Genomic DNA, 20489 nt, shown 5'->3' with positions numbered 1-20489 from the left:
GGCTGCCCGCGCCGACGTCTTCCGCTTCATCGAGGTCGAGTACAACCGCACCAGGCTCCGCAAACACCCCGAGTTCGGGTACCTCACCCCACTCGAAACCCGAGCCAGGCTGCAGCAAGACTTCACCTCCGCAGCGTAAGCAACCGCTGTCCATGATCCGGGGGGAACTTCACTTGTGCCAGCGAATCAGCACCGGACTCCCGCCGTGCTCCAGGTCACGGGGCCGCGTCACGGCCCGTTCCTTCACCCGGGTGGCGAAGGTCCCGCACGACGGACAGGCCCGTGCCGCCGGGTCCGTGGTCACCAGATGGACTGTGCGCGTCCCGGCCTCGCCCCGGACCACCTCCACCACCGCGACCCCTTCCAGATCGAACAGCGCCGTCGCGCCGGTATCGTGCTCCACGCCGCCCGTGTCGCTCGTAGATCCACTGCTTCAGCAACAGTGATCATCCACAAGCGCTGCGGGCGGTTCGCGTTCAGGCCCGGCTTCCCCGGCGGCAGTCACGCTCCGCAGTCAGCGGCACGGCCAGCGAGCGCCCCTCCCCGGCTAAATTCGAAGACCCGTCAAAGTGATCAGTCAGCGAAGGGACAGAATGCGGTGAGCAAGAGCCTGGCCGAAATCGAAATCGGGCGCTTGGATTGGACTGCGTTCCGCACTCTGGGTGATCGGACCGAGAAGGTCCCCGGAGCCCTGCTGCGGCTGTTTGCCGCCGGCACTGAGGACGAGGCGATGGCTGCCTACTGGGAGCTGGAGAACGTCGTCGTCGTGCAGGGGCAGCTCTACAGTGCAGCATTGCCGACTGTGCATGTTCTGCTTGCGGCGTTGCTCGACGAGCTCTCGGCCGACGCCCGTGACCTTGTGCTCGCACTGCTCTTCCAGATCGTGTCAGGTGAGGCGGACGAGGAGGAGAGGGGCATGGGAAACTCGGCTCTGGGCGATCTGTGTCGAGATGCGGCTCGTGAGGGCCTCTGGCTCGTCTACCGGGAGCTTGGAACCCGGCGCCGGGAGACAGCCGAGTCGATTCTGGAGCGCATCGAAGGCGACGATGCCAGGCTCACGGCCTTCCTCGCGACCCTGCGAGGAAAGTAGGCTCTGTCTGTTGCTGAAGGGCCCTGCGCAACCATCTCGGTGGTGGCGTGGGGCCCTTCGAGCGATCCGGGGCGTTTGAGTTCAGTCCGGACGTCGGCACTGCTCTCTTTGTGTTCGGCATGGTGTGAGCACCGAAACTATTCGATGCGAGGCCGAAGGCGCCGACTGATATGTCCCGAGTGAACATGCAGGGCAGCGAGAGTATCGCTCAAGTTGTCGCTGCGGCGCCGATGAGGAAGAGGACGCGCTCACCTACGCGTACTGGCAGGAGTGGCGGGACGCGAATCCCGGGGTGGAACCCGTCGAGTTCGACCACGTGGTGGGATACAAGGTGCCGCTGAGCCTCGGTGTGGCGGACGATGTGGCGAACCTGGAGCTCACCGGGCGCCGGGGGTACGTCGAGCTGTGGGCACGGCATGCCCTCGTCTCCGCCACACCGCGCCCGTTCGTACCATGAAGTGCAGATCCCGGCAGACAGGAGCACACCCATGTTCGGCGGCGCGTTGAACGAGCTGTTCGCTCCTGGGCGGCGGCACACCGAGGAGGAGCGGCGGCGTCAGGAGCTCACGCTCGAGGAGGCCCGTGACGCCGATCCCGGGCGGGGGCCGATAGACCTCGGGAGCGGGGTCGTGCTCATCCGGGTGCCCGCGGCACGGGACGAGGCGCGGGCACCCGAGGGGGAGCCGGAGGACGGCGACAAGAACGCCGAGGGCGCTGAGGACACCGAGGCTGCCGAGGACGGCAAGAACGCCGAGGGCGCTGAGGACACCGAGGCTGCCGAGGACGGCAAGAACGCCGAGGGCGCTGAGGACACCGAGGCTGCCGAGGACGGCAAGAACGCCCAGGACGGCAAGAACGTCGAAGCGGCCCGGGCCGCCGAGGGCGCTGGGTAGACAGAACTGCTCGCGGCGGGCGTACTCGCCCCCAGCGGCCCGTCGCCCACACGCCGGAGGGCCCGGTACCCCCCTCGGGTGCCGGGCCCTCCGTCTCGTGCGTACCGCCTCGGCGGCCTCAGGCCTCGAAGACCTCGTTGACCAGCTGCTGCTGCTCCGCCTGGTGCCGCTTCGCCGAGCCCACCGCCGGGGACGACGAATGGGGGCGGGAGATGCGGCGCAGGCGCTCGCCGTGCGGGATGTCCGCACCGACCGCCAGGTCCAGGTGGTCGATCAGGTTGAGCGCGATGAACGGCCAGGCACCCTGGTTCGCCGGCTCCTCCTGGGCCCAGAGGTACTTCTCGGCGTTCGGGAACTTCGCGATCTCGGCCTGCAGTTCGGCACCCGGCAGCGGGTACAGGCGCTCCAGGCGGATGATGGCCGTGTCGGTGGCACCGCGCTTCTGCCGCTCCGCCTCGAGGTCGTAGTAGACCTTGCCGGAGCAGAAGACGACCTTGCGGATGTCGGCGGCGTTCACCGCTCCCGAATCGACCCCGGTGTCGCCGATGACCGGGCGGAAGCCGCCGGTGGTGAACTCCTCCGCCTTGGACGCCGCGGCCTTCAGCCGCAGCATCGACTTCGGGGTGAAGACGATCAGCGGCTTGTGGTGCGGGTTGTGGACCTGCCAGCGCAGCAGGTGGAAGTAGTTCGACGGCAGGGTCGGCATGGCGACCGTCATGTTGTTCTGCGCGCACAGCTGGAGGAAGCGCTCCGGGCGGGCGGAGCTGTGGTCCGGGCCCTGGCCCTCGTAGCCGTGCGGCAGCAGCAGGGTGACGCCGGAGGTCTGGCCCCACTTCTGCTCGGCCGAGGAGATGAACTCGTCGACGACGGTCTGGGCGCCGTTGACGAAGTCGCCGAACTGGGCCTCCCACATGACCAGCGACTCGGGGCGGGCCAGCGAGTAGCCGTACTCGAAGCCCATCGCCGCGTACTCGCTGAGGAGCGAGTCGTAGACGTTGTAGCGGGCCTGCTCCTCGGACAGGTAGAGCAGCGGGGTGTGGTCCTCGTTGGTCTCCTGGTCCACCAGCACCGCATGGCGCTGGCCGAAGGTGCCCCGGCGGGTGTCCTGGCCGGCGAGCCGGACCGGGGTGCCCTCCATCAGCAGCGAGCCGATGGCGAGGGTCTCGCCCATGCCCCAGTCGATCGTGCCGTCCTCGACGGAGGCCGCGCGGCGCTGCAGCTGGGGCAGCAGCCGCGGGTGGACGGTGATGCTCTCGGGGACGTTGACCTGGGACTCGGCGATCCGCTTGACGATCTCCTGGGAGATCGCCGTGGTGACGGACACGGGGAACTCGGCCTGGGCGTCGGGGACCTGGGCCGGGGCCGGGTGGCTGGTGGCCTCGCGGACCTCCGCGAAGACCTTCTCCAACTGGCCCTGGAAGTCCTGGAGCGCCTGCTCGGCCTCTTCCAGCGTGATGTCGCCGCGGCCGATGAGCGACTCGGTGTAGAGCTTGCGCACCGAGCGCTTCTTGTCGATCAGGTTCACCATCTGCGGGTTGGTGAACTGCGGGTTGTCGCCCTCGTTGTGACCGCGGCGGCGGTAGCAGATCAGGTCGATCACGACGTCCTTGTTGAACGTCTGGCGGAACTCGAAGGCGAGCCGCGCCACCCGGACGCACGCCTCCGGGTCGTCGCCGTTCACATGGAAGATCGGCGCCTCGATCATGCGGGCCACGTCGGTCGCGTACATCGACGAGCGCGACGACTCCGGGGCGGCGGTGAAGCCGACCTGGTTGTTGATGACGACGTGGACCGTGCCGCCGGTGCGGTAGCCGCGCAGCTGCGACATGTTCAGCGTCTCGGCGACGACGCCCTGGCCGGCGAAGGCCGCGTCGCCGTGCAGGGCGACCGGCAGGACGGTGAAGTCCGTGCCGCCCTTGTTGATGATGTCCTGCTTGGCGCGGACGACGCCCTCCAGGACCGGGTCGACGGCCTCCAGGTGCGACGGGTTGGCGACCAGCGACACGGTGATCTGCTCGCCGTCCAGGCCGGTGAAGGTGCCCTCGGCGCCGAGGTGGTACTTCACGTCGCCGGAGCCGTGCATCGACTTGGGGTCGAGGTTGCCCTCGAACTCGCGGAAGATCTGCGCGTACGACTTGCCGACGATGTTCGCCAGCACGTTCAGCCGGCCGCGGTGGGCCATGCCGATGACGACCTCGTCGAGGCGGGACTCGGCGGCCGAGTCGATGACCGCGTCGAGCAGCGGGATGACGGACTCCCCGCCCTCCAGCGAGAAGCGCTTCTGGCCGACGTACTTCGTCTGCAGGAAGGTCTCGAAGGCCTCGGCCGCGTTCAGCCGGCGCAGGATGCGCAGCTGCTCCTCGCGCTCCGGCTTGGCGTGCGGGCGCTCCACCCGGTCCTGGATCCACTTGCGCTGCTTGGGGTCCTGGATGTGCATGAACTCGATGCCGGTGGTGCGGCAGTACGAGTCGCGCAGCACGCCGAGGATGTCGCGGAGCTTCATCATCGACTTGCCGCCGAAGCCGCCGACGGCGAACTCGCGCTCCAGGTCCCACAGGGTGAGCCCGTGCTCGGTGATGTCCAGGTCGGGGTGCTTGCGCTGGCGGTACTCCAGCGGGTCGGTGTCGGCCATCACATGGCCGCGGACCCGGTAGGAGTGGATCAGCTCGAAGACCCGGGCGGCCTTGGTGACGTCGTCGTCGTGCGAGGCGTCGATGTCCTTGAGCCAGCGGACCGGCTCGTAGGGGATGCGCAGCGCCTCGAAGATGTCGTCGTAGAAGCCGTCCTCGCCGAGGAGGAGGTTGGCGACGATCCGCAGGAACTCGCCGGACGCGGCGCCCTGGATCACCCGGTGGTCGTAGGTCGAGGTCAGCGTCATGACCTTGGAGACGCCCAGCTTGTTCAGGGTGTCCTGGGAGGTGCCCTGGAACTCGGCCGGGTAGTCCATGGAGCCGACACCCATGATCACCGACTGTCCGGGCATCAGCCGCGGCACGGAGTGCACGGTGCCGAGGCCGCCGGGGTTGGTCAGCGAGACGGTGACGCCGCTGAAGTCGTCCATGGTCAGCTTGTTGCTGCGGGCGCGGCGGACGATGTCCTCGTAGGCCTGCCAGAACTCGAAGAAGTTCATGGTCTCGGCCTTCTTGATGGCCGCGACGACGAGCTGCCGGTCGCCGTTGGGCTTCACCAGGTCGATGGCGAGGCCGAGGTTCACGTGCGGGGGCTTGACCAGGACCGGCTTGCCGTCCCTGTCGCCGTACGACCAGTTCATCGACGGCATGGCCTTGATCGCCTGCACCATCGCGTACCCGATGATGTGGGTGAAGGAGATCTTCCCGCCCCGGGCGCGCTTCAGGTGGTTGTTGATCACGATGCGGTTGTCGAAGAGCAGCTTCACCGGGACGGCGCGGACGGACGTGGCCGTCGGCAGTTCCAGCGAGGCGTTCATGTTCTTCGCCACCGCGGCGGAGGGGCCGCGCAGCGGCAGCATCTCCGGGCCGTCGGCCGCCTGGGCGGCGGGCCTGGCCGGAGCGGCTGCGGGCTTCGCGGAAGCGGCGGGCTTCGCCGGGGCGGCTTGTGCCGGTGCCGGTGCCGGTGCCGGTGCCTGGGCCGGTGTCTGGGCCTGGGCCGCGGGCCGCGCCGGGGCTGCCGGTGCGGGCGCGGCGGCGGCCTGCGCGGCGGGCGCCGGAGCCCCCGCGGTGCCCTGGGCCTGCGTGGCGCCCGGCGTCTGCGCGGTCGTCGCGGCCGGCCTGCCCGTGGCCGCCGTCTGGGTCGGCGTCTGGGTCGGCGTCTTGGTCGGCGGCTGGGCGGCCTCGCCGGTGGCCCCGCCGCCCGGCTTGTAGTCGGCGAAGAAGTCCCACCAGGCGCGGTCGACGGAGTTCGGATCCTGGAGGTACTGCTGGTAGATCTCGTCGACGAGCCACTCATTGGCCCCGAACGCGGCAGCGGGATTCTTCCCCTGCCCGTCGGGGTCGGTCGACGTACTCGAGTTACTGGGGGACTGAGACGACACGGCGGCAACCGCCCTCTTCCGCTTCACAAGGTGATGGACAGCGGAAATAAAGGCTACGCCTACGCGGTGGTGAGGTGCAGGCCGGGCGCGGTCTTCGTCGCCTAAGTCACACCTGGCAACCGGTTTCGGCGCAGGAAATGGCGGGAAACAAGCGCGGTTCCCCTGCTGACCGGGTACGGCGGAGCGCGGCCACGGCCCGCCGGGCCGCGCCCGTACCCCGCTCCCCGGGCACCTGGGTGCGGGGAGGCGGGGACGCGCCCGTCCGGTTCGCCGGGGGCTTCGCTCCTTTTCGCACCCTACGTCAACCGTGTGACGAGGGGATTCCCGGGAGGGTGACCCTGATGCGGCAGCCGCGCGTCGATTCGGCCACCCCGATGCGGCCGCCGTGCAGTTCCACCGCCCAGCGCGCGATGGCCAGGCCCAGGCCGGTGCCCCCGTCGCTGCCCGGGCCGTGCGGCGAGGGGGCGGTGCCCCGGTTGAACCGCTCGAAGACCCGGTGCCACTCCGACTCGGGGATCCCCGGGCCCTCGTCCCTCACCTCCAGCTCCAGGGAGTCGGCCTGTGCGCCCCGGCGGGCACGGACGGTGACCCTGCCGTGCGGCGGCGAGTGCTTGACCGCATTGTCGATCAGGTTCGCCACGACCTGGTGGAGCCGCTCGGCGTCCGCGTGCGCGGTCAGCTCGGGCGGTGAGACGTCCAGGTGGAGATGGACGTCCTTGCGGGTGTGGTTGCCCGAACCCGAGGGCAGCCCGCGCCGCCCGGCGGCGAGGTTCGCCTCCTTGAGCACGCCCGACAGATAGGGCCAGACCTCGAAGCGCCGGGCCCGGAGCGCGACGACCCCGTTGTCCAGCCGGGAGAGGTCCAGCAGCGTCTCGACCAGCCGGGACAGCCGCTCCGTCTGCTGCAGGGCGGTACGCATCGTCTCGGCGTCGGCCGCCGAGACGCCGTCCACGACGTTCTCCAGCACCGCCCGCAGGGCCGCGATCGGGGTGCGCAGCTCGTGGGAGACGTTGGCGACCAGCCCCTTGCGGTGCCGGTCCACGGCCTCCAGATCGTCCGCCATCCGGTTGATCGTGGAGGCGAGGTCGCCGAGCTCGTCGCGGCGGCCGTCACCGCGCACCCGGCGGCTGAAGTCGCCGTGGGAGATCGACTTCGCGACGGTGTTCATCTCGTCCAGTGGAGCGGTCAGCCCGTGCGCCACGAACTGCGTGATCAGCAGCGTGGTGATCATGGCGAAGACCGTGATGTAGCGCAGCTCCGCCCCGGTGCGGAAGGCGACCAGCGCCAGCCCGGTCGTGATCAGCACCGCGGTGACGACCAGCGCGCCGAGCTTGGTCTTGACCGAGATCTCCACCGCCCCCAGCCGGGAGCTGAGCGGGCTCCGCCGGGTCATGGAGCCGGGCTCTCCAGGGCGTACCCGACGCCGTGGACCGTGCGGATCCGCTCGGCGCCGATCTTGCGGCGCAGCGCCTTGACATGGCTGTCGACCGTACGGGTGCCGGAGGCGTCCGCCCAGTCCCACACCTGGGCCAGCAGCTGCTCCCGGGAGAGGACCGCGCGCGGCGTGCCGGCCAGGCAGACCAGCAGGTCGAACTCGGTCGGTGTGAGGTGCACGTCCTCGTTCCGGACGCGTACGCGGCGCTGGGCGTGGTCGATCTCCAGTTCACCCAGGCGCAGGATCCCGCTGCGCGGCGTCACGGCGGCCAGCGCGGCGCGCTCCACCCGCCGCAGCAGCACATGCACCCGGGCGGCGAGCTCGCGCATCGAGAACGGCTTCGTCATGTAGTCGTCGGCGCCCACGCCGAGCCCGACCAGCATGTCGGTCTCGTCGTCACGCGCGGTGAGCATCAGCACCGGGACGGGGCGCCGCGCCTGGACCCGGCGGCACACCTCGAGGCCGTCGAAGCCGGGCAGCATCACGTCGAGGACCATCAGATCCGGCTGCCAGGCCTCCGCGGCCTCCACGGCCGCAGGGCCGTCGGCCGCGGTCTGGACCAGGAACCCCTCGGCGCGCAGACGGGCCGAGACGGCGTCGACGAGGGTGGTGTCGTCCTCGACGACCAGCACCCGGCGCTGGGCACTTCCGGTCGGGTGTGCCACCGCGCCGTTGCCGCCGGTATGTGTCTGCTCCATCGCCCCGCCCCTGTCGCGCACTGCGAGCTGCGTATAGATCGGTATGTCAGGTAGGCAGCGTAAGGGCACCGCCCAGGTCCCGGCTACGCAGGCCGAACTGCCAGGTGGACCACGTCGGGAACGCCTCGTGCAACCGCGATCTCTTCGGTTCTTACCCCGCTGAATCCGGCATTCCGCAACGTCCGCTCGAAATTCTCGGAGGGCTGTGCCGACCAGACGGCGAGGACCCCTCCGGGGTTCAGCCGCCGTGCGCACGCCCTCAGCCCGTCCGGTGCGTAGAGGCTGCCGTTGTCCTCGGTGACGGTCCAGTCGGGGCCGTTGTCGATGTCGAGGCAGAGCGCGTCGTAGCTGTCCGTGGTGTGGAGGAGGTACGCCACCAGGTCCGTGTGCAGGACGGTGGTGCGCGGATCGGCCAGCGCCGCGGCGGAGATGCGCCTCAGCGGACCCGCGGTGTGCCAGTCGATGATCGCCGGCTCCCGTTCGGCGACGGTGATCCGGGACCAGCCGGGCTCGGCTGCCGCGCGGGCCAGGGAGAAGCCGACGCCAAGCCCGCCGATCAGCACGGACGGGTCGCGGCGGCCGGCGAGGGCCCGGTGGGCGGCGTCCATGAGCAGCCGCTCCGAGCGGCCGTCCGAGGTGTCCATCAGGAAGCAGCCGTTGGCGATGATCTCGTGGATCTCCCCGTCGGGACCCCGGCGTTCACGCAGGACGACCTCGCCGTACGGCCCTTCGCGCCGGTCGAGGGTCCGGGGGGCGGTGGCGTGGCCGAAGGGGTCCATGGGGTCCATGGGCCCTCAGGCTAAGGCCTGTTCCGGGATCCGGGCGGGTGGACGGGGGCGGCCCCGATGATCCGGGCGGGCGGACGGGGCGGCCCCGGTCGCGGCCCCCGGGCGCTCCGCCCGGTGCTCGGGTCGGTTCGCGCTCGGGGCGAGCCCGGGTTCGCGTGCGCGCTCGGGGGCGGGTTCCGCTCGGGTCCCGGGGCGGATTCCGAACGGGCCGAGTGGAATCGCTCACAGCGAACATCCGCCCGGGAACATCGGTGGCCCCCTTCGCATTGAGTCGATGTAACTCAACTTGACTGCCGAAGGGGAGATCATGGCTTCGACGCCCGCACCGCTCACCTTGCCTGTGCTTCCGCTCGACGACGAGGTCGTGCTGCCCGGGATGGTGGTACCCCTCGACCTGTCCGACAACGAGGTACGGGCCGCCGTGGAAGCCGCCCAGGCGGCGGCACGGGCGGAGCCGCGAAAGCCGCGGGTGCTGCTCGTCCCCCGGATCGACGGCACCTACGCCGCCACCGGTGTGCTCGGTACCGTGGAGCAGGTCGGGCGGCTCTCCGACGGCGACCCCGGCGCCCTGATCCGCGGCCGCAGCCGGGTCCGCGTCGGCGCCGGTACGACCGGTCCCGGCGGCGCCCTGTGGATCCACGGCACCCTCATCGACGAGACCCTGCCCGACCCGCTGCCCGGTTCGGTCACGGAGCTCGTGAAGGAGTACAAGGCCCTCGCCACCAGCTGGCTGCGCAAGCGCGGGGCGTGGCAGGTCGTGGACCGCGTCCAGCAGATCGACGACGTGCCCGCCCTCGCCGACAACGCCGGCTACTCGCCCTTCCTGTCGACCGCCCAGAAGGTCGAGCTGCTGGAGACCAGCGATCCGGTCGCCCGGCTCAGGCTCGCCACCGAGCAGCTCCGCGAGCACCTCGCCGAGCAGGACGTGGCCGAGTCGATCGCCAAGGACGTCCAGGAGGGCGTCGACAAGCAGCAGCGCGAGTTCCTGCTGCGCCGCCAGCTCGACGCGGTCCGCAGGGAACTGCGCGAACTGGGCGGCGAGTCCGACGGCGAGGAGTCCGACGACTACCGATCCCGGGTCGAGGCGGCCGACCTCCCGGAGAGGGTCCGCGAGGCCGCTCTGAAGGAGGTCGACAAGCTCGAGCGAGCCGGCGACCAGGGCCCCGAGGGCTCCTGGATCCGCACCTGGCTCGACACCGTGCTCGAACTGCCCTGGAAGGAACGCACCGAGGACGCCTACGACATCCGGGGAGCCAGGGCCGTCCTGGACGCCGAGCACGCCGGCCTGGACGACGTGAAGGAACGCATCACCGAGTACCTCGCGGTCCGCAAGCGGCGCTCCGACCGCGGACTCGGCGTGGTCGGCGGCCGGCGCGGCGGCGCGGTCCTCGCCCTCGTCGGCCCGCCCGGCGTGGGCAAGACCTCGCTCGGCGAGTCCGTCGCCCACGCGATGGGACGCACGTTCGTCCGCGTCGCGCTCGGCGGCGTCCGGGACGAGGCGGAGATCCGCGGCCACCGGCGCACCTACGTCGGCGCGCTGCCCGGCCGGATCGTCCGCGCCGTCAAGGAGGCCGGCTCCATGAACCCGGTGGTCCTCCTCGACGAGATCGACAAGGTGGGCTCCGACTTCCGGGGCGATCCCGCGGCGGCGCTGCTCGAAGTCCTCGACCCGGCGCAGAACCACACGTTCCGCGACCACTACCTGGAGGTCGAACTCGACCTGTCGGACGTGGTCTTCCTGGCCACGGCGAACGTCCTGGAGGCCATTCCGCAGGCGCTGCTCGACCGGATGGAACTGGTCAGGCTCGACGGCTACACCGAGGACGAGAAGGTCGTCATCGCCCGGGACCACCTGCTCCCGCGCCAGCTGGAGCGAGCCGGCCTGGAGCCGGGCGAGGTGGCCCTGGAGGAGTCGGCGCTGCGCAGGATGGCGGGCGAGTACACCCGTGAGGCGGGCGTGCGGAACCTGGAGCGTGCGATCGCCAGGCTGCTCCGCAAGGTCGCGGCCCAGCACGAACTGGGCGGGCGGGAGCTGCCGTTCACCGTGGGCGACGGCGACCTGCGCGCCCTGATCGGCAGGCCGCACCATGTGCCCGAGTCCGCGCAGGACCCGGCGGAGCGCCGCACCGCGGTGCCGGGTGTGGCCACGGGGCTCGCGGTCACCGGTGCCGGGGGCGACGTCCTCTACGTCGAGGCGTCGCTCGCCGACCCGGAGACCGGCGCCTCCGGACTGAGTCTCACCGGTCAGCTCGGCGACGTCATGAAGGAGTCCGCACAGATCGCACTGAGCTTCCTCCGCTCGCACGGTGCGGAACTGGAGCTGCCCGTCGGCGATCTGAAGGACCGCGGCGTGCACATCCACTTCCCGGCGGGAGCGGTCCCCAAGGACGGGCCGAGCGCCGGCATCACCATGACGACGGCGCTGGCGTCGCTGCTCTCCGGGCGGCCGGCCCGCACGGACGTGGCGATGACCGGTGAGGTGTCGCTGACCGGGCGGGTGCTGCCGATCGGCGGCGTGAAGCAGAAGCTGCTGGCCGCGCACCGCGCCGGGATCACCACGGTCGTGATCCCCAAGCGCAACGAGGCCGATCTGGACGACGTCCCCGCCGAGGTCCTGGAGAAGCTGGAGGTGCACCCCGTGGCGGACGTCCGCCAGGTCCTCCGGATCGCGCTGTCCCCGGCCGAGGTGCCGGTACGGGCCGCGGCGTGAGCCGCGGGGCATCGCCCCGCCGCACGGTCGCCGTGCGCCGCCCCGCCCCCCGGGGGCCGGCGCACGGCGGCTGCCGTGGTCGGGTCCGTGCGGCGGCGGCGGCGGTGGCGGTGGCGGAGGTCGAGGCGCGGTGGGTGCGAGCCCGGGCCCGGGAGCGGAGCAGAGGATCGGGTCGAGCGGACAGGTGCCCGTGGAGAGGGGGTGAGCGCGGAGTCGGTGCCGGTGCCCGCTGCCGGCCGGTGCCTGCGAAATACTGGGTGAGCTGCGGCGACGGCCGCCGCCTGAGGGAACTCTCGATCGCCGGGAGAGCGAGCGAAGGGTGCTGACGTGCACGGAAGCGGTACGGGGAACGACTCCAGGCCGAAGGGAGGCGGTGGCGCGGACCGGGAGTTCACGGAGTTCTTGGCCCTGGAGCGGGAGTTGGCCGTCTTTCTGCGCCGGGCCCGGGCGAGTTCCGGCGAGATGGCCCGCGAGGTCCATCCCGGACTCGAACCCTCCGCGTACGGACTGCTCGTACGCCTCGAGGATTCCGGCGCCCAGCGTGCCACCGATCTCGCGGGGTACTTCGGCGTCGGCAAGGCGACGATGAGCCGGCAGTTGCGCGCGCTGGACGAGCTCGGCCTGGTCACCCGCGAGCCCGACCCGGCCGACGGCCGCGCCTCGCTCGTCCGGCTGACCGACGAGGGACTCACCCGCTTCCGGGCCGTACGGAAGGCCCGGCGCGACCGGTACGTGCGAAAGCTGGCCGGATGGGACCGCGGCGAGGTCGCCGAACTGGCCCGCCTGCTGCACCAGCTCAACGCCCGGTCCGAGGAGGGCTGAGGGCTCCCTCTCCCTCCCGCCGGCCCCTGCCCCTGCCCCTCCGCCTTCCCGGCTCCCGGCCCCGTCCTCCGCCCTCGGCCCCCCGGCCGTCCGGCGGGTCAGGCCCGTGGGAGCGGCCGGCCCGAGGGGGGCTGGAGTTCCGCGTACACCGCGGTCGCGTCGTCGTGGGTCTTCCCGCGCGCCCGCCCGCCCCGGCGGGTGTCCGCCGCCTCCCGTGCCCGCACCCGGCCGACCAGCCCGTGCGGCCCCTCCGCGCGCAGCAGCCCCATGAGGTCCGCCCAGCTCCCCTCCGCGAACAGGTCGGTCCAGCGGGATGCCCCGTCGGACAGGGCGGCCACCGCCCGGACGTCCGCACGCGGCGTCGTGCCCGTCACCGCACGCGCCGCCACCTCCGGGTCCGCGGCGGCCGTGAAGAAGCCGCCGTCCCGGTTGCGCAGGGCGTCCGTCGCGGTGACCGAGCGGAGGACCTCCTTCGGGATGTGGTCCAGCCGGTCGTCCAGCACGGCGCGCACGACTCCGTTCGGCGCCTCCAGCAGGAGCGTGGCGTCGGAGAGGACCAGATGCTCGACCGAGTCCCCGTCCCAGCGAACCGCGACGACCGTTGCCTGAGGCGTGCGTACGTGAGAAAGGTCACAGCTTCCGCGGTGAGTATCGGCGGTGCGCCGGATGGACAGGGCCAGTGCCTCGGCCAGCGGCATATCCCGGTGCGAACCCGACAGGTGGAGGAGGGTTCCGCCCAGGTGCGAGGTGAACCAGGGGACGCCGTGTACGCAACCGTCATCGCCTCGGGGCGGTGTCACCCCGTCGAGAACCACCAGCGATCCGCCCTGGCCTGAGGCCGGGAGCGCGAGTGACGCCCAGTCCTCGTTCGGACGTTCCGCGGTGCCGGGAACGGTGGCGAGCTCGAATCGCATGGCCGCCATTCTGCCCGAGCCGGCAGGCCTTTCCCGCGTGTCCCGCAGTGCCGTGGAATTGGTCTCCACCAGCGGCTCGACCTGGCCCTTCGCGGGGGAAGCGACGGTGCGGCTGAGCTGCGGGCGGGCATCCTGCCAAAGCATGGGCCGAAGGTCCAACCGGTCCTCTCCGCGCAGGAATGTGCGACGGCGAACGGGTTGTTAGCCAACTCCGCAGTGCGGTTCACTCGTTCGTGTGGCGGAGCGGCCGATGCGCGCCCCCTTCTCGAAGCCGCTGGGATGGTCGTGGATCGTGCCAGTGGTGGAGGACTCGTGTGATGACCGGCCGTCACCTCTGCTTCATGGGCGGACGAGTCAGGAATGCGAGCACCGGTGCAGAAGAAGCGGCCTCGGGGCAAGGGCAGCATGGACGGTACGGGCTCTTCGGGGCCCGCGGCACCGCGGACGCCTTCGTCGCCCGCGATCCCCCCGGCGACGCCGGACGGCCGTGCGGGTGCCGTGCCCCCGGCGTACCCGGAACCCTCGGCCGAGGCCCGGGCGGCCTCCGACCCCACGCTCCTCCCCGGCGGGCGCCCCGTGCGGGTGCGCCGCCGACTGGTCGCGGGCGTCGCCGCCCTCACCCTCACGGTCGCGGCCGCGGGCGCCCCGGCGATCCTGCTCGCCTCGGACGACCTGACCGAGTCCCAGCGGCTCGTCACCCTCGCCGGGCTCAACCGCCAGGCCGTCACCCTGGCCCACTCCCTCGCCGACGAGCGCGACGAGGTCACCGCGTACGTCGCGGCCGGCCGGGAGGACCAGCAGGGCGACGAAGCGGACCGCCGGGAGATCTCCGCCAACCGCAGCGCCCGCGTCGACCGGCAGATAGACGAGATCCGGGGCGACATCTCGGCCGACCACGCCGACCTGCGCCGCGGTCTCGGCTCCGTGAACTCCGTCCGGCGTGCCGCGCTCACCGGCGAGGGCACCGCGATCGAGGCGTACAAGGCGTACACCGACATCATCGAAGGGCTGCACGCTCTCGCCGGGGAACTCGCCGAGACGACGCCGGCCCGTGCCGCCGAGGCCACCCGCGCACCGGCGGCCCTCGGCCTCGCGGTCGAGCAGGCGTCCGCCACCCGCGGCCTGCTGCTCGCCGCGCTGTCCGTGCCCGGCCAGGTGAACGAAGGCCCCTCCTTCGACCCGATCACGGGCCTGCCCGTCGAGAACGAGGAGGACGCCCGAAGCGAGGCCGCCCGCGACGCACTCAGCGCAGCCGCCCAGCAGGCCCGCGTCCGCGAGCTCGCCGCGCTCGCCGACTTCGACCAGGTCGCGGGCAGCGAGGCCCGTGCCCAGCTCACCGGCACCGTCACCGGCCCCGACGTCAAGACGGCCGAGGCCTACCTCAACCGCCTCACGGACCAGCCCGAACTCTCCGAGCGGGACCGCGCGTCCAACCGGGGGAAGCTCGAGGCCTCGCTGTCCGCCAGGATCGAGCAGATGCGCGGTGTGGAGTCCGCGCTCGCCGCGGCCCGGGTCGAGCGCCTGGAGCGGCTCCGCGACGACGATGTCACCGCCCTTGAGCTGCGTATCGCCCTGCTCGGCGGCTGCCTGCTCGTCGCCGTGGGTGTCTCCGCGGCCGTCGCCCGCACCCTCACGCGCCCGCTGGCCGTGCTCCGTATCGGCGCGGCCCGCCTCGCCGGGGCGCCCGAGGGCGAGGAGCCGATCCGCTTCACCGGCCGCAACGACGAGTTCGCCCAGGTCGTACGGTCGCTCAACATCCTGCACGGCAAGCTGGTGGACCTCGCCGCGCACAGCCGGCGCCTTGACGGCGGGCAGGGTGAAATCGGCTCCGACATGGCTGAGTTCACCGCCCAGCGGGCCGAACTGCAGGAGCGCACGGCCGAACTGCAGGAGCGCACGGCCGAGGTCACGGAGCAGCTGGCCAGGCTGCGCCGCACGGTGGGCCACACCTTCGTCAACCTCGCCCTGCGCACCCTCGGTCTCGTCGAGCGCCAGCTGGGCGTCATCGAGGGCCTGGAGGAGCGCGAGCAGGACCCGGACCGCCTCGCCACCCTCTTCAAGCTCGACCACATGGCCACGGTGATGCGGCGCCACAGCGAGAACCTGCTGGTCCTCGCCGGAGCCGAGCACGGTCACAGCCACCACGGCCCGGTGCCGCTGGTCGACGTCATGCGCGCCGCGGTCAGCGAGATCGAGCGGTACGAGCGCGTCACCATCCAGTCGCTGCCGCCGAACGCCCACGTCGCCGGGTTCGCCGCCGACGACCTCAGCCACCTCGTGGCGGAGCTGCTGGAGAACGCCACGTCCTTCTCGCCTCCGGACGCCCAGGTCCAGCTCTCCGGATGGCTGCTGGAGAGCGGCGAGATCATGCTCTCCGTCCAGGACGAGGGCATAGGGATGGCGCCTGACCGGCTCGAGGAGCTCAACACGCGCCTGGCGTCCGCCGAGCGGGCGGACGACGTCGACCCCGCCGACGGCGGTGAGGGACTGGGGCTGAAGGTGGCAGGTCTGCTGGCCCGTCGCCACGGCGTGCGCGTCCAGCTGCGCGAGCAGAAGGGCAGCGGCATCGCCGCTGTCGTGGTCCTCCCGCAGGGCCTGCTGCCCGAAGACGCGGCGGCCGCTGCGCGGCAGACGGCTCCCGCGGCCGGCTCCCCTCCGGCGACGAGCCTTCCCGGCTCGGTCGCGGAGGCCAACTCCAACGCCCTGCCCGGCCGGCGGGTCCCCGCCGGCGATCCGCTGGTCGCCGCCGCGGAGAAGGCCGTCCAGGACGCCGGGGTGGACGGGCCGGGGGCCGCGTCCGCCGTGCCGGGGCCCCGGCAGTCCCCCGAGACGCCGAACGGGGCGTCCGCCGGGGCGCCGAGTGGGATGCCGGCCGGCGCGGGCACGGAACACACGGCCATGGCATCCGGGTCCGGGGCCGGGTCCGGGTCCGGGTCTCTCGCACCGGAGTCCGCCGAGCGGCAGGCGGGTGGCGGCGCCGGGGCGGCCTTGGGGCTTTCGTCCCGCGAACCGGAGGCGGCTCCCGGGCTTTCCCCCTCCACGCCGCAGAGCGCTCCCCGTCCCGAGGGCCCGGCCCCCGGCTCCGGTGCGGAGGGTGCAGGACCCGCAGCCTCCACCCCGGAGACCACCCTCCAGGTGCGTCTGCCGCACCCGCCGCCCGAGCCCGACGCCCATGAACGCGGCGGGGAGACGGGGGCGGTACCCGGCAGAAGGCACACGGCGGGCGACCCCGGGCCGGGCGGTGCGCAGGCGACCGGTCAGGGCACCCCGGCACCCGAGGCGCCCCCGGCACCCGGGGCCGCCGTGGAGCCCGGTGACCCCGACGAGATCGTCACCGGCAAGGGCCTGCCCAAGCGGACGCCCAAGATCGTCGCACCGCTCGGGGCGCCCAAGGAGCGCCGCAGATCCGTCGACGCCGAGGAACTCCGCCGCCGCCTCGGCGGCTTCCACCAGGGGGCCAAGGAGGGCCGCCGCGACGTGGAGGCGGAGTTCGCCGACCCTGCCCCGGCGCAGGGCACGCGACAGTCGCCGCAGAGCGAGGAATCGGGGGACACCGTCGAGGAGGCAAGCAGTTGACCGCGACAGGAACCTTCGGGCTGAGCAGCGAAGCCCGTAACCTTCACTGGCTGTTGGGCAACTTCGTCGAGGAGGTGCCGGGGGTCCGCTCGGTCGCCGTCGTCTCGTCCGACGGACTGCTGCTGCTCTCCTCCGACCCGGCGCACAACGCCGCGTCCGGCGCGGCAGCCCGCCAGGACGGCCCGCGCGGTTCCAGCGCCGACCTCGCGACCATCGTCTCCGGCATCGGCAGCCTGACCATCGGAGCGGCCAAGCTGATGGACGGCGGTGGCGTCAAGCAGACCGTGGTCGCGATGGAGGAGGGCAGCCTCTTCGTGATGTCGATCAGTGACGGCTCGCTGCTTGGCGTGCACGCCACCGCGGACTGCGATATGAGCGTCGTCGCCTACCACATGGCGCTCTTCGTGGGGCGCGCCGGACACGTACTCACCCCCGAAGTCCGCAGTGAGCTGCGCAAATCGTTGGAGAGCGCCAAGTGACCCCCGCCCAGCCCGCCCCCCGGCTCCCGGTACGGGGGGACGGAAAACGCCCCGCCCGCGTCCGCCCCTACTCGCTCACCGGGGGCCGCACCCGCTTCGGCCACGTCCTCCTGGTCGAGACGCTCGTCGCGTCCCTGGACACCGGCGACGAACTGGGCCTCCCCGCCGGAGGCAGGGGAACCAGGGAGCTGACGAACGGCAACCTCACGTCCCGTGTGATGCCGGAGATGCGGGCCATCGTCGAACTCTGCCGCCGGATGCGGACGGTCGCGGAGATCTCCGCACTGCTGAAGATGCCCCTGGGTGTGGTCCGGGTGCTGCTCAGCGACCTCGCGGACCAAGGAATGATACGTGTGTACGGCACCGGGCACGGCGACGGCCGCCCCGACCGCGCGCTGCTCGAAAGGGTGCTGAGTGGACTTCGCCGTCTCTGACCTCGCCGCCGCGGCGGAGGACGAGAACATACAGCCCTGGCAGAACGACCACACCCGCGCGCCGATCGCCACCAAGATCGTCATCGCGGGCGGCTTCGGCGTGGGCAAGACGACCCTCGTCGGGTCGGTCTCCGAGATCACGCCCCTGCAGACCGAGGCGCTGATGACGCAGGCGAGCGAGGAGACCGACGATCTCACCGCCACGCCGGAGAAGCAGACCACGACCGTCGCGATGGACTTCGGACGGATCACCCTCGACGACGATCTCGTGCTGTACCTCTTCGGCACCCCGGGGCAGCAGCGGTTCTGGTTCATGTGGGACGACCTGGTGCGGGGCGCGATCGGCGCGATCGTGATGGCCGACACCAGGCGGCTGAGGGACTGCTTCCCGGCGCTGGACTACTTCGAGAGCTGCCAGATCCCCTACGTCGTCGCCGTCAACCACTTCGAGGGGACCCCGTCCTACGAGGTCGACGACGTACGGGAGGCCCTGACCGTACCTCCGCACGTCCCGGTTGTGATCATGGACGCACGCGAGCGGACCCCGGTGGTCGAGTCGCTGCTCGCCCTCGTGGGCCACGCGCTCGACGTCACCCCCGAATAACCTCCCGCCGCCCCCCACATCCCGTACGTCTCCACCCCCGTACGTCCAGAAAGAGACGAGTCATGCGGAAGATCCTGATAGTCGGCGCCGGTCAGTCCGGACTCCAGCTCGCCCTCGGCCTCCAGGCGCAGGGCTACGCGGTCACTCTGATGTCCAATCGCACGGCGGAGGAGATCCGGTCCGGCCGGGTCATGTCCACCCAGTGCATGTTCCACACCGCGCTCCAGCACGAGCGCGATCTCCGGATCAACTTCTGGGAGCCGCAGGCCCCGAAGATCCAGGGCCTCGGCGTCTCCGTGGCCGGTCCCGAGTCCCAGCGGGCCGTCGACTGGCTCGGAAGGCTCGACGGCTACGCCCAGTCGATCGACCAGCGGCTGAAGATGGCCGGCTGGATGGAGGCCTTCGCCCAGCGCGGCGGCCAGCTCGTCATCCACGGCGCGGCCGTATCCGACCTCGACTACTTCGCCCGCGCCTACGATCTGGTGCTGGTGTCGGCGGGCAAGGGCGAGCTCGTGTCGATGTTCGGCCGGGACGCCTCCCGCTCCCCGTACAGCGAGCCCCAGCGCGCCCTCGCGGTGGCCTACGTCCACGGCCTCGGCCCGCGTCCCGAGCACCCCGATCTGGACGCCGTCCGCTGCAACCTGGTCCCGGGGGTCGGCGAGCTGTTCGTCATGCCCACGCTGACTCTTTCCGGCCGTGCGGACATCCTGTTCTGGGAGGGCGTTCCGGGTGGCCCGCTCGATGTCTTCCGGGGGGTGAAGGATCCCGCCGAGCACCTCTCCCTCACGCTGGAGCTGATGAAGAAGTTCACCCCGTGGGAGCACGCCCGCGCGGTGAAGGCCGAACTGACCGACGCGGGCGCCACCCTGTCCGGCCGTTACGCCCCGACCGTGCGCAACCCGGTCGGCCGGCTGCCCGGCGGCGGCCTGGTGCTCGGCGTCGGGGACGTCGTCGTCGCGAACGACCCGGTCACCGGGCAGGGCTCCAACTTCGCCTCGAAGTGCGCCGCCACCTACCTGGCCTCGATCGTGGAGCACGGCGACCGGCCCTTCGACGAGCAGTGGATGCGGGCGACGTTCGACCGCTACTGGGAGATGGCGCAGCACGTCACCAAGTGGACCAACGCGATGCTGGGCGCCCCGCCCGAGCATGTGCTCGACCTGATCGGTGCGGCGGGCCGGCTCCAGCCGGTCGCCGACCGCTTCGCGAACGGCTTCAACGACCCTTCGGACTTCGAGAACTTCTTCTTCGACCCGGAGAAGACCTCGGCGTATCTGGCCTCGGCCGGCGGAGCCTGAGGGCTTCCCGACCCGTGCGTCCAGGGCGTGATGGGCCGTCTGCGGGCATCGGGAGGCGCCGGGGGCCCTCGCTGGGCGCCGCCGGTCGCCGCCGGTCGTCGGGGGGACGCCATCCGTCGTGAAAGATCGTGACCGCCGGTGGTCATCGGTGGTCAGGGGCGTCACCGGCGCCACCCCTGGGCGGTCGGGGGCCGTCGCCGGACGGCCCCGGACGGCCCTGGGGACGTTCCCGGGTCGGCCCTTCTTCCGGCTCTCCTGTCGCTTCCGTGGGTGGGGTCATGCGGTTTGACTGCCTGGTAGGTGGGGTCGGTGGCCGCCGAGGCTGAGCGTGGCGAGGGCGATCAGGCCGGTGGCGTCCTTGAAGCCGAAGGCATCCCGGAGCTGATCGAGGCACTGCCCGGCCGCTTCCGTGAGCATCACGGGTTCCTCGCCCGCCTGCACCTGGACCAGTACGACCAGTTCACCCAGGCCATCGGGCAGCTGAACGAGCGAATCGAAGAGGTGATGTCGCCCTTTCGTCCCGTCCTGGACCTCCTCGACACCATCCCCGGAATCAACCAGGCGGTCGCCGAAGTGATCGTCGCGGAGACCGGCGGCGGCATGAGCCGCTTCGCCAGCGATAGCACCTCGCCTCCTGGGCCGGAGTCTGCCCCGGCCACCGCTCCTCGGCCGGCCGGACCAAGAGCACCAAGGTCCGCCCCGGCAACCCTTGTCTCAAAGGTGCCCTGGGCATCGC

At 71.7% G+C, this 20489-nt stretch carries 16 protein-coding genes; 10 read left to right on the top strand and 6 right to left on the bottom strand.

Annotated elements, in window-relative coordinates; translation table 11 throughout:
- Positions 1–169: 169 nt before the first annotated feature.
- Positions 170–403: a transposase family protein gene (locus SCWH03_RS09755; protein WP_173263753.1), complete on the bottom strand. Its 234-nt coding sequence runs from the start codon at positions 401–403 to the stop codon at positions 170–172.
- A gap of 195 nt (positions 404–598) precedes the next feature.
- Here SCWH03_RS09755 and SCWH03_RS09750 point away from each other — a divergent pair, with 195 nt between their 5' ends.
- The 3 genes from SCWH03_RS09750 to SCWH03_RS09740 all read left to right on the top strand — a co-directional run bounded on the left by SCWH03_RS09750 (position 599) and on the right by SCWH03_RS09740 (position 1983).
- Positions 599–1090: a hypothetical protein gene (locus tag SCWH03_RS09750; protein WP_173263752.1), complete on the top strand. Its 492-nt coding sequence runs from the start codon at positions 599–601 to the stop codon at positions 1088–1090.
- A gap of 292 nt (positions 1091–1382) precedes the next feature.
- Positions 1383–1547 (top strand): hypothetical protein, encoded by a 165-nt coding sequence (locus tag SCWH03_RS09745; protein ID WP_173263751.1) that lies wholly within the window; start codon positions 1383–1385, stop codon positions 1545–1547.
- A gap of 31 nt (positions 1548–1578) precedes the next feature.
- Entirely contained in the window at positions 1579–1983 is a 405-nt protein-coding gene (locus SCWH03_RS09740; RefSeq protein WP_173263390.1) for a DUF6191 domain-containing protein, read from the top strand.
- A 118-nt stretch (positions 1984–2101) separates the two neighbouring features.
- On the opposite strand, the gene SCWH03_RS09735 is transcribed toward SCWH03_RS09740, so the two are convergent.
- From SCWH03_RS09735 to SCWH03_RS09720, 4 genes are all read right to left on the bottom strand, one after another.
- Positions 2102–5995 carry a multifunctional oxoglutarate decarboxylase/oxoglutarate dehydrogenase thiamine pyrophosphate-binding subunit/dihydrolipoyllysine-residue succinyltransferase subunit gene (locus SCWH03_RS09735; RefSeq protein WP_173263750.1) on the bottom strand — a complete coding sequence of 1298 codons (3894 nt, stop codon included), beginning with the start codon at positions 5993–5995 and terminating at the stop codon, positions 2102–2104.
- 301 nt (positions 5996–6296) lie between these two features.
- Positions 6297–7388 (bottom strand): HAMP domain-containing sensor histidine kinase, encoded by a 1092-nt coding sequence (locus tag SCWH03_RS09730; protein ID WP_173263749.1) that lies wholly within the window; start codon positions 7386–7388, stop codon positions 6297–6299.
- Positions 7385–8128 (bottom strand): response regulator transcription factor, encoded by a 744-nt coding sequence (locus SCWH03_RS09725; RefSeq protein ID WP_173263748.1) that lies wholly within the window; start codon positions 8126–8128, stop codon positions 7385–7387. Before SCWH03_RS09725 ends, SCWH03_RS09730 begins: the two co-directional genes overlap by 4 nt.
- An 83-nt stretch (positions 8129–8211) precedes the next feature.
- A complete protein-coding gene (locus SCWH03_RS09720) occupies positions 8212–8907 on the bottom strand; it encodes a spermidine synthase family protein (RefSeq protein ID WP_173263792.1) in 696 nt (231 codons plus the stop codon).
- 316 nt (positions 8908–9223) lie between these two features.
- Between SCWH03_RS09720 and lon the strand changes: the two genes are divergently transcribed.
- Both lon and SCWH03_RS09710 read left to right on the top strand, forming a co-directional pair.
- On the top strand, positions 9224–11626 hold the full coding sequence (lon, locus tag SCWH03_RS09715) for an endopeptidase La (RefSeq protein WP_173263747.1): 2403 nt from the start codon (positions 9224–9226) through the stop codon (positions 11624–11626).
- Positions 11627–11953: 327 nt separating this feature from the next.
- Positions 11954–12448, top strand: a complete 495-nt coding sequence (locus SCWH03_RS09710) for a MarR family winged helix-turn-helix transcriptional regulator (RefSeq protein ID WP_173263746.1) — start codon at positions 11954–11956, stop codon at positions 12446–12448.
- 98 nt (positions 12449–12546) lie between these two features.
- Here SCWH03_RS09710 and SCWH03_RS09705 read toward each other — a convergent pair whose 3' ends face one another.
- The gene (locus SCWH03_RS09705; RefSeq protein ID WP_173263791.1) at positions 12547–13362 is read right to left on the bottom strand and encodes a protein phosphatase 2C domain-containing protein; all 816 of its coding nucleotides are present in this window, start codon (positions 13360–13362) and stop codon (positions 12547–12549) included.
- 372 nt (positions 13363–13734) lie between these two features.
- Here SCWH03_RS09705 and SCWH03_RS09700 point away from each other — a divergent pair, with 372 nt between their 5' ends.
- The 5 genes from SCWH03_RS09700 to SCWH03_RS09680 all read left to right on the top strand — a co-directional run bounded on the left by SCWH03_RS09700 (position 13735) and on the right by SCWH03_RS09680 (position 19753).
- Positions 13735–16938: a sensor histidine kinase gene (locus tag SCWH03_RS09700; RefSeq protein ID WP_371872639.1), complete on the top strand. Its 3204-nt coding sequence runs from the start codon at positions 13735–13737 to the stop codon at positions 16936–16938.
- Positions 16935–17417, top strand: a complete 483-nt coding sequence (locus tag SCWH03_RS09695) for a roadblock/LC7 domain-containing protein (RefSeq protein WP_173263745.1) — start codon at positions 16935–16937, stop codon at positions 17415–17417. The genes SCWH03_RS09700 and SCWH03_RS09695 overlap by 4 nt, the downstream gene beginning before the upstream one ends.
- Complete coding sequence (locus SCWH03_RS09690) at positions 17414–17851, top strand: DUF742 domain-containing protein (RefSeq protein WP_173263744.1); 438 nt, start codon at positions 17414–17416, stop codon at positions 17849–17851. Before SCWH03_RS09695 ends, SCWH03_RS09690 begins: the two co-directional genes overlap by 4 nt.
- A complete protein-coding gene (locus SCWH03_RS09685) occupies positions 17832–18455 on the top strand; it encodes a GTP-binding protein (RefSeq protein ID WP_173263743.1) in 624 nt (207 codons plus the stop codon). The genes SCWH03_RS09690 and SCWH03_RS09685 overlap by 20 nt, the downstream gene beginning before the upstream one ends.
- Before the next feature lie 62 nt (positions 18456–18517).
- Positions 18518–19753 carry a styrene monooxygenase/indole monooxygenase family protein gene (locus tag SCWH03_RS09680; RefSeq protein ID WP_173263742.1) on the top strand — a complete coding sequence of 412 codons (1236 nt, stop codon included), beginning with the start codon at positions 18518–18520 and terminating at the stop codon, positions 19751–19753.
- Positions 19754–20489 lie beyond the last annotated feature (736 nt).

The sequence above is a fragment of the Streptomyces pacificus genome (assembly GCF_011766325.1).
Lineage (GTDB): Bacteria > Actinomycetota > Actinomycetes > Streptomycetales > Streptomycetaceae > Streptomyces > Streptomyces pacificus.
The sequence above is the reverse complement of the archived record's forward strand: the minus strand, read 5'-3'. Positions and strand labels throughout refer to the sequence as shown.

Coding starts and splice junctions, on each gene's coding strand:
- SCWH03_RS09725 (WP_173263748.1), bottom strand. CDS start 8,128: ATGGAGCAGACACATACCGGCGGCAACGGCGCGGTGGCACACCCGACC.
- lon (WP_173263747.1), top strand. CDS start 9,224: ATGGCTTCGACGCCCGCACCGCTCACCTTGCCTGTGCTTCCGCTCGAC.
- SCWH03_RS09705 (WP_173263791.1), bottom strand. CDS start 13,362: ATGCGATTCGAGCTCGCCACCGTTCCCGGCACCGCGGAACGTCCGAAC.
- SCWH03_RS09730 (WP_173263749.1), bottom strand. CDS start 7,388: ATGACCCGGCGGAGCCCGCTCAGCTCCCGGCTGGGGGCGGTGGAGATC.
- SCWH03_RS09720 (WP_173263792.1), bottom strand. CDS start 8,907: ATGGACCCCTTCGGCCACGCCACCGCCCCCCGGACCCTCGACCGGCGC.
- SCWH03_RS09680 (WP_173263742.1), top strand. CDS start 18,518: ATGCGGAAGATCCTGATAGTCGGCGCCGGTCAGTCCGGACTCCAGCTC.
- SCWH03_RS09740 (WP_173263390.1), top strand. CDS start 1,579: ATGTTCGGCGGCGCGTTGAACGAGCTGTTCGCTCCTGGGCGGCGGCAC.